General features: G+C 64.8%; 18 protein-coding genes. 9 read left to right on the top strand and 9 right to left on the bottom strand.

Annotated features, from left to right (window positions below; all coding sequences use genetic code 11):
• Window positions 1-95: 95 nt before the first annotated feature.
• On the top strand, window positions 96-1,082 hold the full coding sequence (locus tag EB231_RS28305) for a DNA/RNA non-specific endonuclease (RefSeq protein ID WP_206681863.1): 987 nt from the start codon (window positions 96-98) through the stop codon (window positions 1,080-1,082).
• A 36-nt stretch (window positions 1,083-1,118) separates the two neighbouring features.
• Here EB231_RS28305 and EB231_RS28300 read toward each other — a convergent pair whose 3' ends face one another.
• Complete coding sequence (locus tag EB231_RS28300; RefSeq protein WP_172351714.1) at window positions 1,119-1,919, bottom strand: SDR family NAD(P)-dependent oxidoreductase; 801 nt, start codon at window positions 1,917-1,919, stop codon at window positions 1,119-1,121.
• Between the two features lie 89 nt (window positions 1,920-2,008).
• Entirely contained in the window at window positions 2,009-2,557 is a 549-nt protein-coding gene (locus tag EB231_RS28295) for a glutathione peroxidase (RefSeq protein ID WP_172351713.1), read from the bottom strand.
• Between the two features lie 438 nt (window positions 2,558-2,995).
• Between EB231_RS28295 and EB231_RS35260 the strand changes: the two genes are divergently transcribed.
• Window positions 2,996-3,505 (top strand): hypothetical protein, encoded by a 510-nt coding sequence (locus EB231_RS35260; RefSeq protein ID WP_246740739.1) that lies wholly within the window; start codon window positions 2,996-2,998, stop codon window positions 3,503-3,505.
• A gap of 40 nt (window positions 3,506-3,545) precedes the next feature.
• Here EB231_RS35260 and EB231_RS28285 read toward each other — a convergent pair whose 3' ends face one another.
• The 6 genes from EB231_RS28285 to EB231_RS28260 are packed head-to-tail and all read right to left on the bottom strand — an operon-like array spanning window position 3,546 to window position 9,759.
• Entirely contained in the window at window positions 3,546-4,319 is a 774-nt protein-coding gene (locus EB231_RS28285) for an SDR family NAD(P)-dependent oxidoreductase (protein WP_172351712.1), read from the bottom strand.
• A gap of 5 nt (window positions 4,320-4,324) precedes the next feature.
• On the bottom strand, window positions 4,325-5,659 hold the full coding sequence (locus EB231_RS28280) for a dihydroorotase (RefSeq protein WP_172351711.1): 1,335 nt from the start codon (window positions 5,657-5,659) through the stop codon (window positions 4,325-4,327).
• A gap of 22 nt (window positions 5,660-5,681) precedes the next feature.
• Complete coding sequence (locus EB231_RS28275; protein WP_172351710.1) at window positions 5,682-6,617, bottom strand: polysaccharide deacetylase family protein; 936 nt, start codon at window positions 6,615-6,617, stop codon at window positions 5,682-5,684.
• A 12-nt stretch (window positions 6,618-6,629) separates the two neighbouring features.
• Window positions 6,630-7,655, bottom strand: a complete 1,026-nt coding sequence (locus tag EB231_RS28270; RefSeq protein WP_172351709.1) for an NAD-dependent epimerase/dehydratase family protein — start codon at window positions 7,653-7,655, stop codon at window positions 6,630-6,632.
• A gap of 36 nt (window positions 7,656-7,691) precedes the next feature.
• On the bottom strand, window positions 7,692-8,441 hold the full coding sequence (locus EB231_RS28265) for an SDR family NAD(P)-dependent oxidoreductase (protein ID WP_172351708.1): 750 nt from the start codon (window positions 8,439-8,441) through the stop codon (window positions 7,692-7,694).
• A gap of 10 nt (window positions 8,442-8,451) precedes the next feature.
• Window positions 8,452-9,759 carry an MFS transporter gene (locus EB231_RS28260; RefSeq protein ID WP_340163188.1) on the bottom strand — a complete coding sequence of 436 codons (1,308 nt, stop codon included), beginning with the start codon at window positions 9,757-9,759 and terminating at the stop codon, window positions 8,452-8,454.
• A gap of 250 nt (window positions 9,760-10,009) precedes the next feature.
• Between EB231_RS28260 and EB231_RS28255 the strand changes: the two genes are divergently transcribed.
• Genes EB231_RS28255 through EB231_RS28225 form a run of 7 tightly spaced genes read left to right on the top strand, consistent with a single transcriptional unit; the run spans window position 10,010 to window position 17,165 of the window.
• Window positions 10,010-10,360 (top strand): RidA family protein, encoded by a 351-nt coding sequence (locus EB231_RS28255; protein ID WP_056564911.1) that lies wholly within the window; start codon window positions 10,010-10,012, stop codon window positions 10,358-10,360.
• Window positions 10,361-10,384: 24 nt separating this feature from the next.
• Complete coding sequence (gene hydA / locus EB231_RS28250; protein WP_172351707.1) at window positions 10,385-11,815, top strand: dihydropyrimidinase; 1,431 nt, start codon at window positions 10,385-10,387, stop codon at window positions 11,813-11,815.
• Window positions 11,800-12,714, top strand: a complete 915-nt coding sequence (locus EB231_RS28245) for a nitrilase-related carbon-nitrogen hydrolase (protein ID WP_172351706.1) — start codon at window positions 11,800-11,802, stop codon at window positions 12,712-12,714. Before hydA ends, EB231_RS28245 begins: the two co-directional genes overlap by 16 nt.
• Window positions 12,715-12,726: 12 nt before the next feature.
• The gene (locus EB231_RS28240) at window positions 12,727-14,043 is read left to right on the top strand and encodes a Coenzyme F420 hydrogenase/dehydrogenase, beta subunit C-terminal domain (RefSeq protein WP_172351705.1); all 1,317 of its coding nucleotides are present in this window, start codon (window positions 12,727-12,729) and stop codon (window positions 14,041-14,043) included.
• Between the two features lie 13 nt (window positions 14,044-14,056).
• Window positions 14,057-15,223, top strand: coding sequence for an NAD(P)/FAD-dependent oxidoreductase (locus EB231_RS28235; RefSeq protein WP_172351704.1), 1,167 nt, complete (start codon window positions 14,057-14,059; stop codon window positions 15,221-15,223).
• Window positions 15,220-16,503: a Zn-dependent hydrolase gene (locus tag EB231_RS28230; RefSeq protein ID WP_172351703.1), complete on the top strand. Its 1,284-nt coding sequence runs from the start codon at window positions 15,220-15,222 to the stop codon at window positions 16,501-16,503. Before EB231_RS28235 ends, EB231_RS28230 begins: the two co-directional genes overlap by 4 nt.
• The gene (locus EB231_RS28225; protein WP_172351702.1) at window positions 16,500-17,165 is read left to right on the top strand and encodes a cysteine hydrolase family protein; all 666 of its coding nucleotides are present in this window, start codon (window positions 16,500-16,502) and stop codon (window positions 17,163-17,165) included. The genes EB231_RS28230 and EB231_RS28225 overlap by 4 nt, the downstream gene beginning before the upstream one ends.
• Here the strand turns inward: EB231_RS28225 and EB231_RS28220 are convergent.
• A complete protein-coding gene (locus tag EB231_RS28220; protein ID WP_172351701.1) occupies window positions 17,150-18,634 on the bottom strand; it encodes an N-acyl-D-amino-acid deacylase family protein in 1,485 nt (494 codons plus the stop codon). The genes EB231_RS28225 and EB231_RS28220 overlap by 16 nt on opposite strands.
• Window positions 18,635-18,640: the final 6 nt, after the last annotated feature.

The raw sequence follows: 18,640 nt of genomic DNA, 5'->3' as shown, positions 1-18,640 counted from the left end.
CCGTCGAGGACGATGCGCAACTGCTCGACCTGAAGGCCTTTGGAAATTTTTTCAACGCCGGGTGATGTCCTCGGCTTTTTCGATTGGAGAAACTCATGTCCGTGACTGAACTTGCGACCGTAAGGATGGACCGGCGACCGCAGCTTCGCGATATGCGGCGGCTGCGCGGGCCGGGGGCCGGGGCAGCTCTCGAAACGCACATTCGCAGTGAGGGTGCCATGGCCGAGCGCGCGGCACGGCCGCGCACGTCGCCGCCTCAATCCTTTGCTGGCCGTACCGGTTTCGATCGGACTTTCCTGACCAGATTCCCGATCGACCTGCCCAAGCCGACCGGCCAGCGATCCCGCGACATAACGCCGGTTGGCGGCGATGCCAGCGGCCGGCTCGACTATTGCAACTTTTCCGTCGTCATGTGCGCGTCGCGGCGCATGGCCATGTTCACCGCCGTCAATATCGAGGGCGCCCGCTCCATTTCGATTGGGCGCGAGGACAACAGATGGGCGCTGGACGGGCGCCTGCCGGCCGAAGCGCAGCTCGGTGCGGACCTCTATGCCGGCAATCGCCTCGACAGAGGACACCTCGTCAGGCGCGAGGATCCCAATTGGGGCGCCAACGCCCTCGGCGCCAATGCGGACACGTTTCACTTCACGAACTGTGCGCCGCAGATGGACATCGTCAATCAGAAGACCTGGCTCGGAATAGAGAACTACATCCTGCAGAATGCGCGGGCCTGGGCCGAGCGGTGTTCCGTATTCACCGGCCCCGTCTTCGGCGGCACTGATCTTCGCTACCGCGATGCGCTCATTCCGAAAGCTTTCTGGAAAGTGGTGTCGTTCATCTCCGATGACGGCCGCCCGTCATCGACGGCCTACGTGGTTGAGCAGGAGAGGGAGCTCGGTGAGCTGGAGGCGGCGTTCGGCGCCTACAAAACCTACCAGCGCAGCGTCAAATACGTCGAAGGGCTTTCCGGCCTCTCTTTTGGCTCGCTCGCCAATTTCGACGGGTTTTCCAACGAGGAAGAGATCGAAGGCGGCCTGTCCATTTCGTCGGAGATCAGGGTGCTGGGCGATGTGCGCGTCTAGGCGGAAAACCGTTTCGCGCTTTTCCTGGATTTTGCTCTAGTAATGTATCGGCCCGATGACCCCGCCGCCGCAGGCGATCGCATCGCCGTTGATGGCGACGCTTCGCGGCGACGCGAGGAATGTGACGACATCAGCGACTTCGGCCATATCGACGAGGCGGCCGATCGTGACATTGGCGGCAAGTCGCCGTTCGATCTCCTCAGGCGAAACGCCTGCCGAAGCCGCGCGGGCGGCGACCAGCGGCGTGGTCTTTTCCGTGCGGGTCAGGCCAGGATGGACCACCGTCACGTTGATCCCCTTCGGGCCCAGTTCGTCGGCGAGATTCTTGGTCAGGGCAGAGACGGCAACATTGCGGATCGAGCCGATGATCGAGCCTGTCTGCCGGGCAGCGAGCCCGCTTACGTTGATGATCCGGCCCCAGCCGGCGGCAGCCATATGAGGAGCGGCCTCACGCGCCGTACGCAGATAGCCCATCACCTTGACGTCCACGTCATCCCAGAACAGGTCGTCCGTGATCTCGGCCAGCTTGGGCGGTGGTGCCTGCCCGCCCGGCTTGGCTGCGGCGTTGACCAGGATGTCGAGGCCGCCGAGCGCCGCGATCGTCCCTGCCACCAGCGTTTTGACCGAGCTGTCGTCCTGTGTGTCGACGCCTAGCCCAACGATCTTGCGCCCGGTTTCCGCAGCCAGTTCGCGCTCGGCGATGCCCAGATCGGCAGCGTTGCGGGCGGCGATGACAAGGTCCACGCCTTCCAGGGCCAATTGCCGGGCGATGGCACGGCCAATTCCCTTGCTGCCGCCTGTGATCAGGGCGCGTTTGCCGTTCAGTTGCAGATCCATGGCTTGGTCCTCGGTTATGCGGGCGGCTTCTCCGCGGAAGCCGGATGTTGCCGCAAATTTAATCTGTGTTGGGAGCTTCGCTTCTTGCCTCAAACCGCCAGGAGCTTGCGGACAGCGCCGACGATCGCCTCGTCCTGCGGCTCCGTGTCGGAACCGAAGCGGGCGACGACGACACCCTTGCGGTCGACCACAAACTTCTCGAAATTCCAGCTCACTTCGCCGGCTGCGGGCATGGCGCCCCTCCCGGCCAGCCGGCTCACCAGCGTGCTGTCCGGCTTGAAGACAGCCTGTGGCCGCGCCTCGATCAGCGCTTGATAAAGCGGATGCTTTCGCGGTCCCGTCACCGCGATCTTGGCGAACACAGGGAATTCGACACCATAGGTCAACCGGCAGAATTCCTGGATTTCGGCATCTGTGCCCGGTTCCTGCCCGGCAAAGTCATTGGCCGGAAAGCCGAGCACCACAAGGCCCTGGTCGCGATACGAGCGATAAAGCGCCTCCAGTCCGTCATACTGTTTGGTGAAGCCGCATTTGGAGGCGACGTTGACGATCAGCAAGACCTTGTCGGCATATTCGCCCAGGCTTGTGGTTGAGCCGTCGGCGCGGCGGAACGGAATGTCATGGATCGCGGCTGTCATAAGCAAAATACCCTGCAGGTGAGATCGCCCGGTACATTGGTGGCTTCCTGGCTCCCGTCAAGGAAAGCTATTCTCCGGAGCTGAGATTGCCGGATTTGCAAGATCACGTTTTCGCCACCCTCACGCCGTGGCTGATGCTCAGCCGTAACGGTCTTATGGCAAAGGTCGTGCTGAGCTTCACTCTTCAACACTGGAGGGAACAGCCAAGCCAGAAATTTCTGGCGAACCTGCCAATGGCGGCTGGTCCATGGAGATAGTCCGTGAAAGAAGAGGACTTCCGAACAGTGGAAATTCGGTGATGAAATCAGAAGCTCGGTTGTTGACGGCGTCTTTGATGTAGAACGCTATACGCTCTGGACAGGGCGGTGGCGTAGAATGACGTGCAATTCGGCGGGTCTGCGACCCGCCGACAATCCGCGAAACGATGTGGAGAATTCGATGCGGAACATGATGCTGGGCTTCATGGCACTTGCTCTCGTCGCATGCCAATCCGCTCCCGCAGGGCCGCAACCCGCCGCTCTCGAACCTGCGCCGGATCCTGCTGGCACTCCTGCTCAGCCGGTCTCGAGCTCCGCCGCGGCCTCCGCGGGTTCGGCAATCATGGATCCATCCGTGACGATCACTCCCCCTGCGAAGGGCATTCCAACAAAGTACGCCGCTTTTTCGGGCATGTGGGCTGGGCGATTGGAGGGCGCGTATGAAGCCAAAGTCGCCGTGCAGACGATTTCTGCAAACGGCAAGGTGACGGTCACTTTTGCCTGGGGCAATCTGGGCGACAACAATCCGGGGGAGGCCGCCGGTGAAGGAAGAATTGTCGGGAGCACATTGAAGCTCGGGCGCCTGCCGAATGGCGCGGACATCAGTCTGACGATGATGCCTGACGGGACCCTGGCCGGAACCTATGCGCTCGCCGGCCAGACCTATAGGGGCCCGTTCATAAGGCAATGATCAAAACCCAACTGGTCGCCTTGCGAGCAGCCCGTATCCGTCAGCCCGCCATCCAGCCGCCGTCGACCATCAGGTTGATGCCGGTGACGTAGCTTGCCATGTCGCTGGCAAGAAACAGCGCCGCTCCCGCCACATCGTTCGGGGTTCCAAGTCGCGGCCAAGGCGTGCGACGGAGCGAGTAGTCGAGCGCGTCGGGGTCGTTGGCCACGCCCGGCTTGCCGGTGATGATCTTGCCGGGTGCGATGGCATTGCAGACGATCAGATCGTCGGCGTGGTCGACCGCGATTTGCCGCGTCATCTGCACGATGCCGCCCTTGCTCACCGAATAGGGAAGGTCGCCGGGGCAGGCCACCATGCCATGCTGCGAGGAGATGTTGATGATGCGGCCGCGCACGTCGTCGACGGGCACCTGGGTGAGCATCTGCATCACCGCCCGTTTCGAGCAGTAGAAGAAGCCGGTCAGGTTGACGCCGATGACGCGGTTCCATTGCTCCGGCGTGGTGTCGATCAGATTGGTGCTGGTATAGATCGCGGCGTTGTTGACCATCACATCAAGCCGTCCGAATTGCTCGACCGTCGCACCGACCAGCGCGTCGACGGCGCCCCAGTCAGAGATGTCGGTCCGGATGTAAACGGCAGCTCCGCCGGCCGAGCGGATCAACTCCACGGTGCTCCCACCCCCCTCGATCGGTTGCTCGACCGTGTCGGCGATGACGACGCTCGCGCCCTCGGCCGCGAATTTCAGCGCGATCGCGCGGCCGATGCCGGAACTGCCTCCGGTGACGATGGCGGTCTTGTTGGCGAGCAGGGGCATGGTCTTCAGCTTTCCCGGGTGACGATGTTCCCGACTTTCGGGCCGATCAGTTCTCCTTCGCGCACGATCTCGCGACCGCGCAGGAAGACGCTTGTCAGCCGCGCTTGAACGATCCAGCCGTCGAATGGCGTATAGCCCGCTCGCGACACCTGATCGGCATTGGCGATCGTGTTGGACTGGCGCGGATCGAGGATGAGCATATCGGCATCGTAGCCGCTGGCGATCTTCCCCTTGCGCCGGCCAAGGCCGAAGCGCTCGGCCGGATTGCGGGCGCACAGGCGCACCAGATCGGGCAGGGCGATCAGGCCGTCATCGACCAGTTTCAGCATCACCTGCAGCAGCGTCTGCAGCCCCGGCATGCCGCCCGGAATGTCGGCGAAAGCCGCGCAAGGCGTTGCCTTCTCGGCCGGTGTGTGCGGCGCGTGGTCGGTGGCGACGATGTCGATCAGCCCTGCGCCGAGTGCCGCGCGCAGCGCATCCACGTCATGCGGCGAGCGCAAGGGTGGCGAGGCCTTGAGATTGGCGCCGTGCATCTCATAGTCGCCGGCGTTGAAGAAGAGGTTCTGCGGCGTGGTTTCGACGCTGGCGTCAGCCATGCCGCGCAACCGGCCCCACGTCTCGACGCCAAGTTCGGAATTGATCTGGCGGACATGAATTCTGGTCCCGGCCGAGGCGGCGGCGACAAGCGCTCGGGCGATGCCATTGGCCTCGGCGAGCGGCGGCCGGCTGGCCTGAAAGGCGGCGATCGTGCCGGAGCGGTCACGCAGTGTGCTGCCGGTCAGGATCGATTGATCGCCGGGCGAGATGCCGATCAAAGTGTCTGCGCCGGCGAAAGCCTTCAACGCCTCGGCCACCGCGTCGAGCGTCGCGAAAAGGAAGTCATCGGGCACATCGGCGGTGAACAGCTCGAACGAGACCGGCGCCAGATCGAGCAGGCCCGGGATGCGCGACAGGTCGCGGCTGACGACACTCTGGAGACCGACATCGACATGGATGCGGTCTTTGGCCATCGCCATCTTGTCGGCAAGCTGGTCGGCCGTGGCTGTCCATGGCTCGTCGGTCGGCATGTCGAGCACCGTCGTCACACCGCCAAGGGCCGCGGCATGCGTGCCGGAGGAAAAATCTTCCTTGTGAGTCAGGCCCGGCTCGCGCAGATGCGCGTGCGCGTCGACCAGGCCGGGTAATAGATAGGCACCGGCGGCATCGAAAACGGTCCGGGCCGAAACCGTCTCACCGGGGGCGACGAGCGCTACGATCCTTCCGTTGGTGATGCCTACATCGCGCCGTTCGAACCCTTCGGCGTTGACGATGGTGGCTCCCCGGATCAGCGTTTCGAACATGCCGCCATTCTCTTTGCTCTTGTCAGCCGCGTCGCTCGAAGACGGCATGGCTGGCGAGCCAGAACCGGGCGATGTCTTCGCGCCGCATGAAGGCAGCGGCCGGGTTCTGCTTCACATGTTCGATCACCTCGCGCAGCCCGGACGTCCGGTTGGGCTGGCCCATCCACCGCGCATGAATACCGATCGTCAGCATGCGGCCGCCAGTCTCGTCCGCCTCGTCGAGCATGTAATCGATGGCCGAGCGGCAATCCTCGGCGAAGTCGCGCGGATTGCTGTAGCCGGGCGCCACCAGATAGCGGCTGTCGTTGAGTGTCTTGGAATAGGGAACGACCAGGATCTCCGTGCCTTGGTGATCGACGAAGTAGGGCAGATCGTCATTGCAGGGGTCGGAGTGGTAGAGGAAGCCGCCTTCCTCGACGAGCAAATCGCGCGTGTTGACGCTGGGCAGAGAGCGGCAGTTCCAGCCCAATGGGCGCCTTCCCAGCAGCTTCTCGTAGAGGGCCACGGCTTCATTCAGATGGCGCTTTTCCTCGCTGCGCTCCATCGTCGTGTAGTCGATCCAGCGCAGGCCGTGGCCGAGCAGATCGTGCCGCCGCATCTTCATCCATTCGACGAAGGGCGGGTTTTGCTCCAGCGCCACCGCGCAGGCGGAGATGGTGATCGGGATATCATAGCGGTCAAACAGGCGCGCCAGACGCCACACGCCGGCCCGGCTGCCGTACTCGAAATGCGTCTCGGTGCCGAGGTCGCGCACCGGCGGGCTCGAGGTGAGATTGTACTCTCCCCAATTGTCGTTGCGACCGTCTTCCAGCCAGGAGTATTCCGAGCCTTCCTCGTAGTTGAGCACGAGGTTGATGGCGAGCTTGACGTCGCCCGGCCAGGCCATGAAGGGTGGGCGCGGACCATAGCCGACGAAGTCGCGCGGCTGGGGCGCTTGCGAGGCAACGCTCTGCGTCATGACAATTTCCTCTCAGTTCGTTTCGTTGGCGGCTATCCAGTCCATGTAGGCGTGGAAGGCTTCCTTGCCGGGACGCGGCCGCCATGTGGTGTCGCGCAGGATGCGGGCGATGTCATAGGCGCCCCACATGCCGCCTTTCAGGCTCACATCCTGGACGATGTTGGCGTCTTCTCCCGATGTCACCTCGACTTTCAGTCCGGGCACGCGTTCCCTTGCCCAGCCGATGATCTCGCCGATGGTCTGGCTGGAGCCAGAGCCGATATTGTAGTGGCGGTAATTGAGGCGTGGCGCATCAATCAGCGCGAGGATTGCGGCGGCAACGTCGGTCGAGGCGGCGTAGTCACCGACCGGCTCCAGGCTGTTCGGCCTGATCGTCTCGCCGGCCAGGGCCATATGCGCGACGCGGTTGGGAACATGGCGAAAGTTGCGGCTCTCGGTGGCGCGGTCCATCGGGCCATATACGGAAGCAAGCCGCACCGAGACTGCCGACAGGCCGAAAAGGTCGGCATAGCGGTTGGTCACCATTTCGGAGGCGAATTTCGAGATGCCGTAGAGCGTCAGCGGCGCGACATAGCCGTCTTCAGGCAGCGGCTCGCTGCTCCAGTCGGGCCCGTTGTGGCGGTAGACGGATCCGGAGCTGACATAGACGAAGCGCTTGAGACCCTGTCTCTCGCGCGCCCAGTCCAGCATCCGCACGGTGCCCATGAGATTGACGTCGACGATGCGGGCAGGGTCCTCGGCCTCCGGCTGGCGTTTTGCCTCCGAGGCGCTGCCGCGCGAGATCGGCGTGATCGTCGCGCCATGCACGATTGCCGTGATGCCTTGCTCGTCAAGCGTCGCGGACCAGCTCTTCGGCTCGAGCACATCGGCGGCGATTACCGTGAGCCGGTCGCGCACCGGAGCGAAATGCCTTTCGGCCGCCGCGTCGAGGCCGGAACGGTCAAGGATCACGGCACGGGCTTGCGGGTCACGATCCAGCCATGCGCGTGCGACCACGCTCATGACAAAGCCGGTGCCACCGGTGACGAGCAGCGTCATGCGAACTCCTTTGAAGCTGAACGAAGAGAGACGAAGTCAGCGCGTCGCATAGCCGCCATCCACGAGTATGTCGGATCCGGTGACGAAGGACGCGTCCGATGACAGAAGGAAGGCCGCGGCGGCGGCGATTTCATCCGGCTCCGCGATGCGGCCGAGCAGATGGGCGGGTCCAAGACCCGCATTGGCGGCCTCGAAGTCCGGAAATCTGCGCAACAGGCGCGCCGTCGCCACGGCGCCCGGCGACAGGCTGTTGACGCGCACCTTGTCCGGCGCATGGTCGACCGCCATCGCCTTGGCGAGATGGATCAGTCCCGCCTTGGCGGCACAGTAGGCGACGGCCTTGGTGGTGGCGACCCGTCCGAACTGCGAGCCGATGAACACCACCGAACCGCCGCCGCTGGCCGCGATCAACGGCACCGCGTACTTGCTCATCAGGAACGCACCGGTCAGGCTGACATCGAGTTCGCGGCGCCAGGACTGTTCGTCAAGATCGACGACGGTGGCGTTCGTCGACGGTGCGGCGGCGTTGTGCACCAGTCCGTCCAGCCGGCCAAGTTTTTGTCTCGCGAATTCGACGGCATCCCGGGCGGAACCGATGTCGGTGACGTCACATTGGCAGGCGGTAGCCGAGGGACCAAGTGTATCGGCAAGCTCTGTCGCCGCCGCGAGATCATAGTCGGCGCAGACCACACTGGCGCCCTCGGCGACGCACCGCCGGGCAATGGCGGCGCCAATGCCGCTTGCGGCGCCCGCGATCAGGACAACGCTGCCTTGCAATCGGTTCATTGCCGTGACCTCAAGCCCGTTCCTCGACATTTTGCATGACCGGCGCCGTGACCGGCCGGCGCAGAAGATTGTAGCAGGCCGCGAGCGTGACCAGTGCAGCGCCGCCGCCGAGCAGCAGGAACATGGCGGGAGGGCCAAGATGCGCCATCAACCCCGCGGCGACGCCTGGCGTCGCCACATTGCCGATCGAGTAGAGCAGGAGCAGCGTGCCGGACGCGGCGACCATGTGCCGGCTATGAAGCTGCGATGCGCCGAAGGCCATCGCCACCGGATAGATCGTCAGCGCCGTGGCCCCATAGAGGAAGAACAGCACAAACAGCAGCGGCACCGACAGGGTCCCGACCCATGCGATCGCGGCGCAGGTCGTCACCGATACCAACCCTTGCACGAGCAGCATCAGGCGGCGGTCGAACCGGTCCGACAGCCAGCCGACCGGGGTCTGCGCGAGCATGCCGGCGATGCTTATTGTGGTCACCAGCCAGACCGTGGCCACCGCTGACAGTCCGATCTGCGTCCCGTAAAGAGGTGTCAGCACGAAGATGTTCATGTTGGTGATGCCGGCCTGGAAAATGGCGACGACCGTCACCGGCGCCAGCCTGAAAAGCGCCAGCGGTCCGAGCCGCCTGTCTGCCTTCGCTCCGGGCGCGGGCGCCGTATCGGCCGGCATCGAAGGCAGCGCCGGCCAGCGTAGCCCCGCGAACTTTGGCGCGAAGGCCAGAAGCACCGTTGCTGTCGCCACCAAAAAGAGATGCGGAGATTTCGGACCGACCAGCGCGACCAGTATCTGGCCGAGCAGCACGGCGATCGCTGTCGTCAGCATGTAGATCGAGAACATCGCGCCGCGATTGTGCTGTTCGGCATAGAGATTGATCCAGCTCTCGCAGACGACGAACATCGAGGCCATCGACATGCCCCCAAGCAGCCGGAAGCAGAACCAGCTCGGCATGAAGTCGGTGAAGATGAAGCCCAGGGCCGACAGCAGCGCGGTTGTCAGGATCAGCAGAAAGGTCCGCTCATGGCCATAGCGGGCGACCAATGGGCGCGTCATCAGGCATCCGATCAGGAAGCCGACCGGATAGGCGGTCAGCACGATCTGCACGACGTCGGGGTCGACGCCAGGTTTGCCCAGATGGAACGAGACCGCGGTCGTCAGCATGGCGCTGCCGATGCAGGCGAGACAGACGCTTGCCATGATCGGCAGCGTGGCGCGGGAGCGCTCGGCGTTCCGCCAGAAGCGCATCGCGGATTGAGCGATCGACCCCATGAATGCCGCCGTCAGCCGGCTAGGACAGGCGCCGGCGATCGCAAGCAGGGTCAATGACCGACGCTGAACTTTGATGCATTGCGACGGCTCCCCTTGGCAGTCACGCCGGCCAGCGGCTGCTCTCCCAGACGTAAGCTACACCTAGCCATGCATGCCACAAGCGAAGATTGACACGGCTATGGCGTCATTTTTTTTGGCCATCCCGGTGGCGGAAAACGGCGTTGCGCCGTGCGACAGGCTTTACAGGCCTTTTGCACGCTCCCTACGATAGGTCGCCTGCCGAAGATCGAGAGGAGACCAGGGGATGACGATCGAACGTCTTGAGAACGGGCAACGCTTCTGCCGGGTGCTGCGCTACAACGGCACCGTCTATGTCTCCGGCCTGACGGCTGACGACCTTTCCGGCGACACCACCGCGCAGACGAAGCAGATTTTCGCCAAGATCGATACCCTTCTGGCCAAGGCCGGCAGCGACAAGTCGAAGCTTCTCAGCGCCCAGATCTGGCTGCGCGACATCGCCGACTTCGAGATGATGAATGCGGCATGGGACGCCTGGATAGACCGCAGCGCCATGCCGGTGCGCGCAACGGTCGAGGCACGACTTGCGGGTGATCAGTATCGCGTCGAGATCATGGTCACGGCGGCTGTCGGCTGATACCGATTGGGGTGGGCAAACCGTATGCATGAGCTGGTGATCAAAGGCGGAAGGGTTGCGCTCGACAACGGTTGGGCCGAATGCGACATCGCCATCGATGATGGCCGCATCGCCGCCATCGGGACCGGCCTGTCCGGTAAATCCGTGATTGGTGCCGGCGGTCGTTGGGTCATGCCCGGCGGCATCGACGCTCACTGCCATCTCGACCAGCCGGTCTGGGGCGGGGCCGGCAATGCCGATGATTTCGAGTCCGGCACCATCTCTGCGGCCTTCGGGGGCACCACATGCATCGTCCCGTTCGGCATGCCGGGTCCGGACATGACGACGATTGGCGCCGTGGATCGCGCTCTCGATCGCGCCGCAGGGCGCGCGGTGATCGACTACGGGCTGCACGCGGTGGTGACCATGGGCACCGGCCCCGATGTCGAGCAACAGCTTTCGCAACTCGCCGGACGCGGCATCGCCTCGGTCAAGCTGTTCATGACTTATCAGGGTTTTGCGGTCGACGACGATCTCTTCTTCAGGGTACTCGATACCGCGCACAGGCTTGGCTGGATCGTCATGGTCCATGCCGAGAACGACGCCGCCATCCGGCGCACGCGCCAGAGGCTGATCGATCTCGGCCGAACCGACATGCGCTACCATGTCGTTGCCCACAGCGAGACGATGGAGCGCGAGGCCACGCATCGTGCGCTGGCCTTCGCCGAAATGACAGGCGCGCGCATGACCATCGTCCACGTCTCCTCCTGGCAGTCGGCCGAGGAGGTGGCGCGGGCGCGGGCTCGTGGTGTGGATGCGATCGCCGAGACCTGTCCGCAATATCTGTTCATCGGCGCCGCCGATCTCGACCGGCCGGCCCTGGATGCGGCGCGTTTCGTCTTTTCACCGCCGCCGCGTTCGCCGCGTAGCCATGACCATCTGTGGCAGGCGCTTGTCGATGGCGGCATCGATCTCTGGTCCTCCGACCATTCGCCCTATTTCTTCGCGGACAAGATCGCACGATCGCGGACGCCCGGTTTCACCACCACGCTAAGCGGCATCCCAGGCATCGAGACTCGTCTGCCGCTGCTCTTCTCGGAAGGACTGCTCTCCGGCCGGCTGACGCTGGAGCGCTATCTCGATCTCACCTCGCGCAATGCAGCGGCGATCTATGGCCTGGCCCACGCCAAGGGCCGGATAGCGGTCGGCCTCGATGCCGATCTGGCGCTGTGGGATCCCACGGCGACCTGGACGCTCGGCCATTCGGCCCTGCATTCGCGCGTCGACTTCACGCCCTACGAAGGCAGGAGCGTGACCGGCAAGCCGACCACCGTGCTGGTGCGCGGCGTGCCGGTGGTCGCCGACGGTGTGCTGCGGGTGCAGCCTGGGTTCGGACAATTCGTAGAGCGCACCGCGGCCGATCCGGCCCGCTCGGGAAAACCAGTCGAGGAGACGACGCCATGGCTCGATGCCTGACCATAGCGGTCGCCCAGACCGGACCCATCCAGCGCAGGGCCTCGCGCGCCGAAACCGTCGATCGCCTCGTCCACTTGCTGGAACAGGCCACGGCCGCGGGTGCGGAGATTGTGGCGTTCCCCGAGATGGCGCTGACCACCTTCTTCCCGCGCTGGCGCATCGACGATCAGGCTGAGATCGACGCCTTCTTCGAACAATCGATGCCTGGCCCCGAAACGCAGCGCCTCTATGATGCCGCCGCGCGCCTCAAGGTTGGCTTCGCGCTCGGCTATTGCGAGATTACCAGGGAAGACGGCCGCACGCGTCATTTCAACACCATGGACCTTGTCGGTCCGGATGGGCGCTTCATCGGCCGCTACCGCAAAATGCATGTGCCGGGGTCCAGCGAGCCGGAGGAAGGCACCACCACGCATCTGGAGCGGCGCTATTTCGAGCCCGGCAATCTCGGCTTCCCGGTCTTCGACTATCGCGGCGTCCGCGTCGGCATGGCGATCTGCAATGACCGCCGCTGGCCCGAAACCTACCGCATGCTTTGCCTCAACGGCGCCGAGGTCGTGCTGCTCGGCTACAACACGCCGCTGCTGCTGGACGAAGCGCCGGCGCTGGCGCATCTCAGGATGTTCCACAACCATCTGCCGATGCAGGCCGGCGCCTACCAGAACACGCTGTGGGTGGCGGCCGCCGCCAAGGCCGGGCTGGAAGACGGTCAGGCACTGATCGGCGGCTCCTGCATCATTGCGCCGACCGGCGAGATTGCCGCGCAGGCGATGTCGCTCGGCGACGAGATCATCGTCCATCGCGCTGACCTCGACCTGATCGAGACCTGCCGGAAGGTGAATTTCAACTTCGCGCTCTACCGCCGCCCCGATCAGTACCGGCGTATTTCGGAACCGGTCTGAGATCGAAACGAGATGGGCCTGATCGAAGCCAGCCATAGCCAAGCCACGATGATGCTCTCGACCGATCCACTTTCGCTGAGCGAGATCGTCGAGAACGGTCTTTGCATTGGCTGCGGCCTCTGCCGATCGATCGCCGGTCCCGGCGCGGTCGAGATGGTGATGACGCCGGAGGGGCGCGAGCGGCCGGTGGCGAGGCAGACATTGGACAGCTCGACGCTGATGCGGATCAACGCCGTCTGTCCGGGAACGCGCATCGCCGGTCCACCGCCGGCGCAGGCAAGCAATGCCGCGTTGACGGACACCGTCTGGGGCCCTGCCGAACGGCTTGTGCTCGGCCGCGCGGGAGATTCCACGGTGCGGTTTGTCGGCTCGGGAGGCGGGGTGCTGACCGCGCTTGGCCAATTCCTGCTGAGCTCCGGACGCGTCAAGTTCGTGCTGCATGTCGCCGCGTCGCATTCCCAGCCGATGCGCAGCGAGCGCCGGCTTAGCTTTGATGCCGCTTCGGTGCTTGAGGGCGCCGGCTCACGCTATGGCCCGGCTGCAGCCCTGGTGGATTTCGGCGAAATCCTCGATCGCGGCGAGCCCTTCGCGCTGATCGCCAAGCCTTGCGACATTACCGCCGTTCGCAACCTGGCGCGGCTCGATCCCCGCGTCGATGATTTGATGCGATATGCCTTGGCCTTCGTCTGCGGCGGTGCCTCGGATCTGTCGAAATCGGAACAGGCATTGCAGCGCTTCGACCTCGGCGAGGATGAGCTCAGATTGTTCCGCTATCGAGGTCACGGCAATCCCGGCCTCAACCGAATCGAAACCAGCGACGGGCGCGCCTTCGAACTCACCTATCGGCAGCTGTGGGAAGACGAGGACAAATGGATGATCCAGCCGCGCTGCAAGATCTGCCCGGACGCGATCGGCCAGGTGGCGGATATAGCGGTTCATGACGCCTGGTTGAACGGCGGGCCGGCGGTCGAGGACGAGCCGCTCAACGGCATCATCGTGCGCACAAGGCGCGGCCTTGAGCTGTTCGACGCGGCGGTCGAAGCCGGCGCGCTGGAGATCAAGCGGGAAACCAATATGGCCGAAGTCAGCGAATTGCAGTCGCACCAGGTGCGCAAGCGGCGCGCCGTCTGGGCGCGGCTGAAAGGCATGGCTATCGCCGGCAAGCCGATGCCTTTTGTCACCGACCTCGCACTTGAGGATTGCGCTGCGCAGAATTCGTTGGCCGAGAATCTGGCCGAGGGGCGCGGCGCCCGCGACCGCGCCCGGCGCGGACGCCTGGGCGAGCCGCCTGCCGTGCCGCGTGAAAGCAAGGCTGTGCGATCGTGTTGAAGGATGAGTTGATATGAGTGCCGCCGAGCAAACCGAAATCATCATCATTGGCGGCGGCATGGCCGGCGCCGGCGCTGCCTTCGAGATCTCCCGCTCCGCCAAGGTGGTCGTGCTCGAGCGGGAAAGCCATTGCGGCTACCACACCACCGGCCGCTCGGCGGCGAGCTTTACCGAAAACTACGGCAACGGCATCATCCGCCGGATCGTGCTGGCGAGCCGGTCTTTCCTGACCGAACCGCCGGCTGGCTTCACGGATTATCCGCTTCTCAGCAAACGCGGCATGATCACCGTGGCGCGCGCCGATCAGCTCGATCTCCTGGCTCAGGATCTCGAGGCCGCGCGGGCGCTGGTCCCGTCGATCGCCGCCATGACACAAGCCGAGGCGATTGCGCGCGTGCCGGTGCTGCGCGCGGACTATCTCGCCGGCGCCTATATCGAACCGCATTCGATGGACATCGATGTGAACGGCCTGCATCAGGGTTTCTTGCGCGGCGCACGTGCGCATGGCGCCAGGATCGTCACCAATGCCGGCGTCAACGCCATCGGTCGGCAAGGCGGCCAATGGCGGGTCGAAACCCCGGCAGGAACATTCCTTGCGCCACAGATCGTCAATGCCGCCGGTGCCTGGGGTGACGAGATCGCCGTCATGGCCGGGGTACGCCCGATCGGCCTGCAGCCGAAGCGCCGCACCGCCTTCAACATCCCGGCGCCCGCCGGTGTCGACATCACCGAGTGGCCGCTGGTCAACGGTGTCGGCGCCGAATTCTATTTCAAGCCGGATGCAGGGCAGTTGTTCGTCTCGCCTGCCGATGCGACGCTCTCAGCGCCGATGGATGCCTATGCCGAGGATATCGATGTGGCGATCGGTGCTGAGCGTCTCGAACGGGCGACGACGATCGAAGTGCACCGCGTGTCGCGCTCATGGGCGGGCTTGCGGACCTTCGTCGCCGATGGGTCACCGGTGGTCGGACCGGATGACGAGGTCCCGGATTTCGTCTGGCTGGTCGGGCAGGGCGGCTACGGCATCAAGACCTCGCCGGCGCTGTCGCGCATCTGCGCCAGCCTGATCGCGGGCAAGGGCTTTCCAGACGATGTCGCAAGGCAGGGCGTGTCGATGGACGATCTTACGCCACACCGGCTGCGCAACGTCGAGTCCCAAGCCACGCAGGTTGCGTCATGAGCGATGCCTCCCTCCCGGCCGGCGGCAGGCTGGCCGGGCATCTGCTGGAGAGGCTTGCGCACGCCACCACCGATGCGCCGGGGATCACGCGCATCGCCTATGGACCCGGTGAACGCTTCGCCCACGATCTCGTGCGCGACGAAGCGGAAAAGCTCGGCGCGACGGCGCGTGTCGATGCCGCCGGCAACCTCTATTTGACGCTGAAAGGCTACAACCCCGACCTGCCGGCGATCGTCGTCGGTTCGCATCTCGACAGTGTGCCGCATGGTGGCAATTTCGACGGCGCCGCGGGCGTCGTGGCCGGGCTGGCGGTAATGGCCGAACTGGTCGGGCAAGGCATCCAAATGCCGCGCGATCTTGTCGTGCTGGCGATGCGCGCCGAGGAAGCGGTGTGGTTTCCGTTGTCCTATCCCGGCAGCCAGGCCGCACTTGGGCTGCTGGAGCCGGCGGCGCTGGACGCGAAGCGGTCGGACAGCGGACGCACGCTTGCGGATCACATGCGTGATGAAGGCTTCGACCCCGATGCCGTGCGGCGTGGTGTGCCGGGCATCGATGCCGGCCGCATCGCGGCTTTCGTCGAAGTGCATATCGAGCAGGGACCGCGCCTTGTCGAATCCGGCGCGCCGGTCGGCATCGTCACCGGTATTGCCGGGGGATTCCGCTATGTCGATGCGAAATGCCTTGGCGCCTACGCGCATTCCGGCGCCGAGCCGCGCTTTGCCCGCCATGACAGCGTGCTCGGCTTTGCCGATCTGGTCGCCGGCCTTGAGGCGGAGTGGGACGCGCTCGAGCGTGAAGGGCATGAGGCCACCATTACCTTCGGTCGGGTGGAATCCGATCCGAGCCAGCACGGCGGCAGCCGCGTCCTGGGCGAACTCCGCTTCACGCTCGATGTGCGCAGCGCCGAGGCTGCTGTTCTTGAACGGGTCGACGCAAGGCTGCACGCGCTCTTCGCCGAAGTCGGCACGAAACGCGGCGTCAGCTTCGAGGCCGGGCCACGTTTCACCTGGGAGCCGGCGACCATGTCGCCGGCTCTGATCGCGAGGCTGGACCGCGCTGCCGCCGAACTGCAGATGCGGGCGCCGCATGTGCCGAGCGGGGCGGGGCATGACGCGGCCACCTTTGCCGGCGCCGACATTGCGACCGCCATGGTCTTCATTCGCAACGAGAACGGCAGCCACAACCCGCATGAAGCGATGGAAATCGCCGACCTCGATCAAGCTATCCGTCTTCTTTTCCGTTTCGTCGCCGACTTCGACAATCCCATGGGACAGCCATGAACCTTGCCGCGACAGCCCTACTCTCCATCGATTTGCAGAACGAATACCGCCCCGGTGCGGCCTGGCCGGTGATCGGCTATGACGCCGTGCTCGCCAATGCCGCCGCGCTGATCGCGGCCGCCCGTGCGGCGGGCGTGCCGGTCATCCATGCGCAGGCCTGGGTGAAGCCGGAGGAACGCGACGGCTATGCGCGGCAGGAGGAGATCCTGACCGAGGAATTCCGCTCCGCCGTGGCCGGCAGCGATGGCGCGGCGATCTGCGCAGAAGTGGCGGCGCTGCCCGGTGACATCGTCATCCACAAGCACTGGCCGAGTGCCTTTCGCCGCACCGATCTTTCAAAATGGCTTGCCGACCTTAAGGTCGAGAACCTGATCGTAACCGGCGTGCTGACCGACAGTTGCGTGACCGAGAGCGTGTTCGACGCGGTCTACCAGGGTTTCAGGGTCTGGCTGGTCAAGGATGCCTGCGGCAGCATGAGCGAAGCCATGCACCGTACCGGCATGCTCGACATGGCCAACCGGCTCTATGGCGGCGGCATTCTTCGCCTGCCCGAGGCGCTGAAGGCGCTCGGCGGCCAGCCCTTCGACGGCTGGCGCTGCACGCGGCCGGTGGAATTCGTCTACACGCTCGAAACGGTGGACCGGATTTACGAGGCTCTGTGATCGCCGCAGCCGCATGCGCTCCTGACGACCCTTGAGGCCGAGGGCTTGAGGACCGTGCCAGGCAGTGCGCCGGTCGCCCTGCCGCCGCGCCATACCGATACGCCGTTGACGAAGACATGCTCGATGCCGGCGGCGGGCCGACGCGGCTCCTCGAACGTGGCGGTGTCGATGATCGTGTCGGGATCGAAGACGACGAGATCGGCGAAATTGCCTTCGACGAGCAGCCCGCGTTGCGCGATGCCGAATTCCTTCGCGGGCAGACCGGTCATCCGGAACACGGCCTCCTCCAGGCTGAACAAGCCGACATCCCTGGCATAATGGCCGAGCACGCGCGGAAAGGTGCCCCACAGGCGCGGATGCGGGTGGATATCGTGCGGCAGGCCGTCCGAGCCGATCATGGTGCGCGGATGGGCGATGATGTTGCGCACATCCGCCTCGTCGAGCTGGAAATAGACGGCACCGGCCGGCAGCAGGCGCTCACCCGCCTCCCGCTCGCTGCAATTCCAGTCCCGCGCGATGTCGGCGATCTCGCGCCTGGCCATCTCGGGATGCGGATCCGACCATGTGACGAGGATCTTCAGGCCCGTGTCGCAGCGCTCCAGGCGAAGTACGGTAGAGCTTGCGGCATAGGGATAGACATCCATGCCGATGTCCATCGTCTCGCGCGCCCGGTCAATCCTTTCCAGTGACGGACGGCTCTTGCCGAAATTGGCGCGGCCGGTGCACTGATGGTGCGAGATGAACAGCTTGCCGCCGGCATGATCGGCAATGTCGATCGCTTCCTCGATCGCCTCGTCCATCGTCTCGAAATAGTTGCGTGTGTGGGTGACATAAGGGCCGCCGAGGCCGGCCGCCATGGCTGCGAGCGCCTTGACCTCCTCGGTCGAGGACTTCACCGCCGGCGGATAGTCGAGCCCGGTGCTGAGGCCGAAGGCTCCTTCGGCCATCGCCTCGGCGACCGCCTCCTGCATCGCCGCCGTCTCCGTTTCGTTGGCCGGACGGTCGGTCACCGGCATGCAGCGCTGGCGCAAAGTGGTGTGCCCGACCAATAGAGCCGCGTTCGTGGCGATACCGCGCCGCTTGAGCTCGGCGACATAGTCGGCAAAGCGATCGAAGCGGAAATTCTCGCGGCCGCCGACCAGCGTGAAGGGCGGCGGTGGCGTCCTGTCGAGAAGCAGCGGCGCCAGGCTGACGCCGCAATTGCCGGCGATCACCGTCGTCACGCCCTGGCTGATCTTCGGATCCATGCCGCGGGGCGCCAGCAGTGCGCTATCGTCATGGGTGTGCACGTCGATGAAGCCGGGCGCGACCACCTTGCCCCTGGCATCGATCTCCTCGATGCCCTGTGCGTCGTCCAGCCGCCCGATGGCGGCGATCCTGTCCCCGGTGACGGCGATGTCGGCCTCGAAAGGTTTCGAGCCGTCGCCGGCGATCAGCGTCGCGTGACGGATGACGAGATCATAGTGCATGGGGCA

It is taken from the genome of Mesorhizobium sp. NZP2298 (genome assembly GCF_013170825.1).
Classification (GTDB): Bacteria; Pseudomonadota; Alphaproteobacteria; order Rhizobiales; family Rhizobiaceae; genus Mesorhizobium.
Note: the sequence above shows the minus strand (reverse complement) of the source record. Positions and strands in the feature narration are given on the sequence as shown.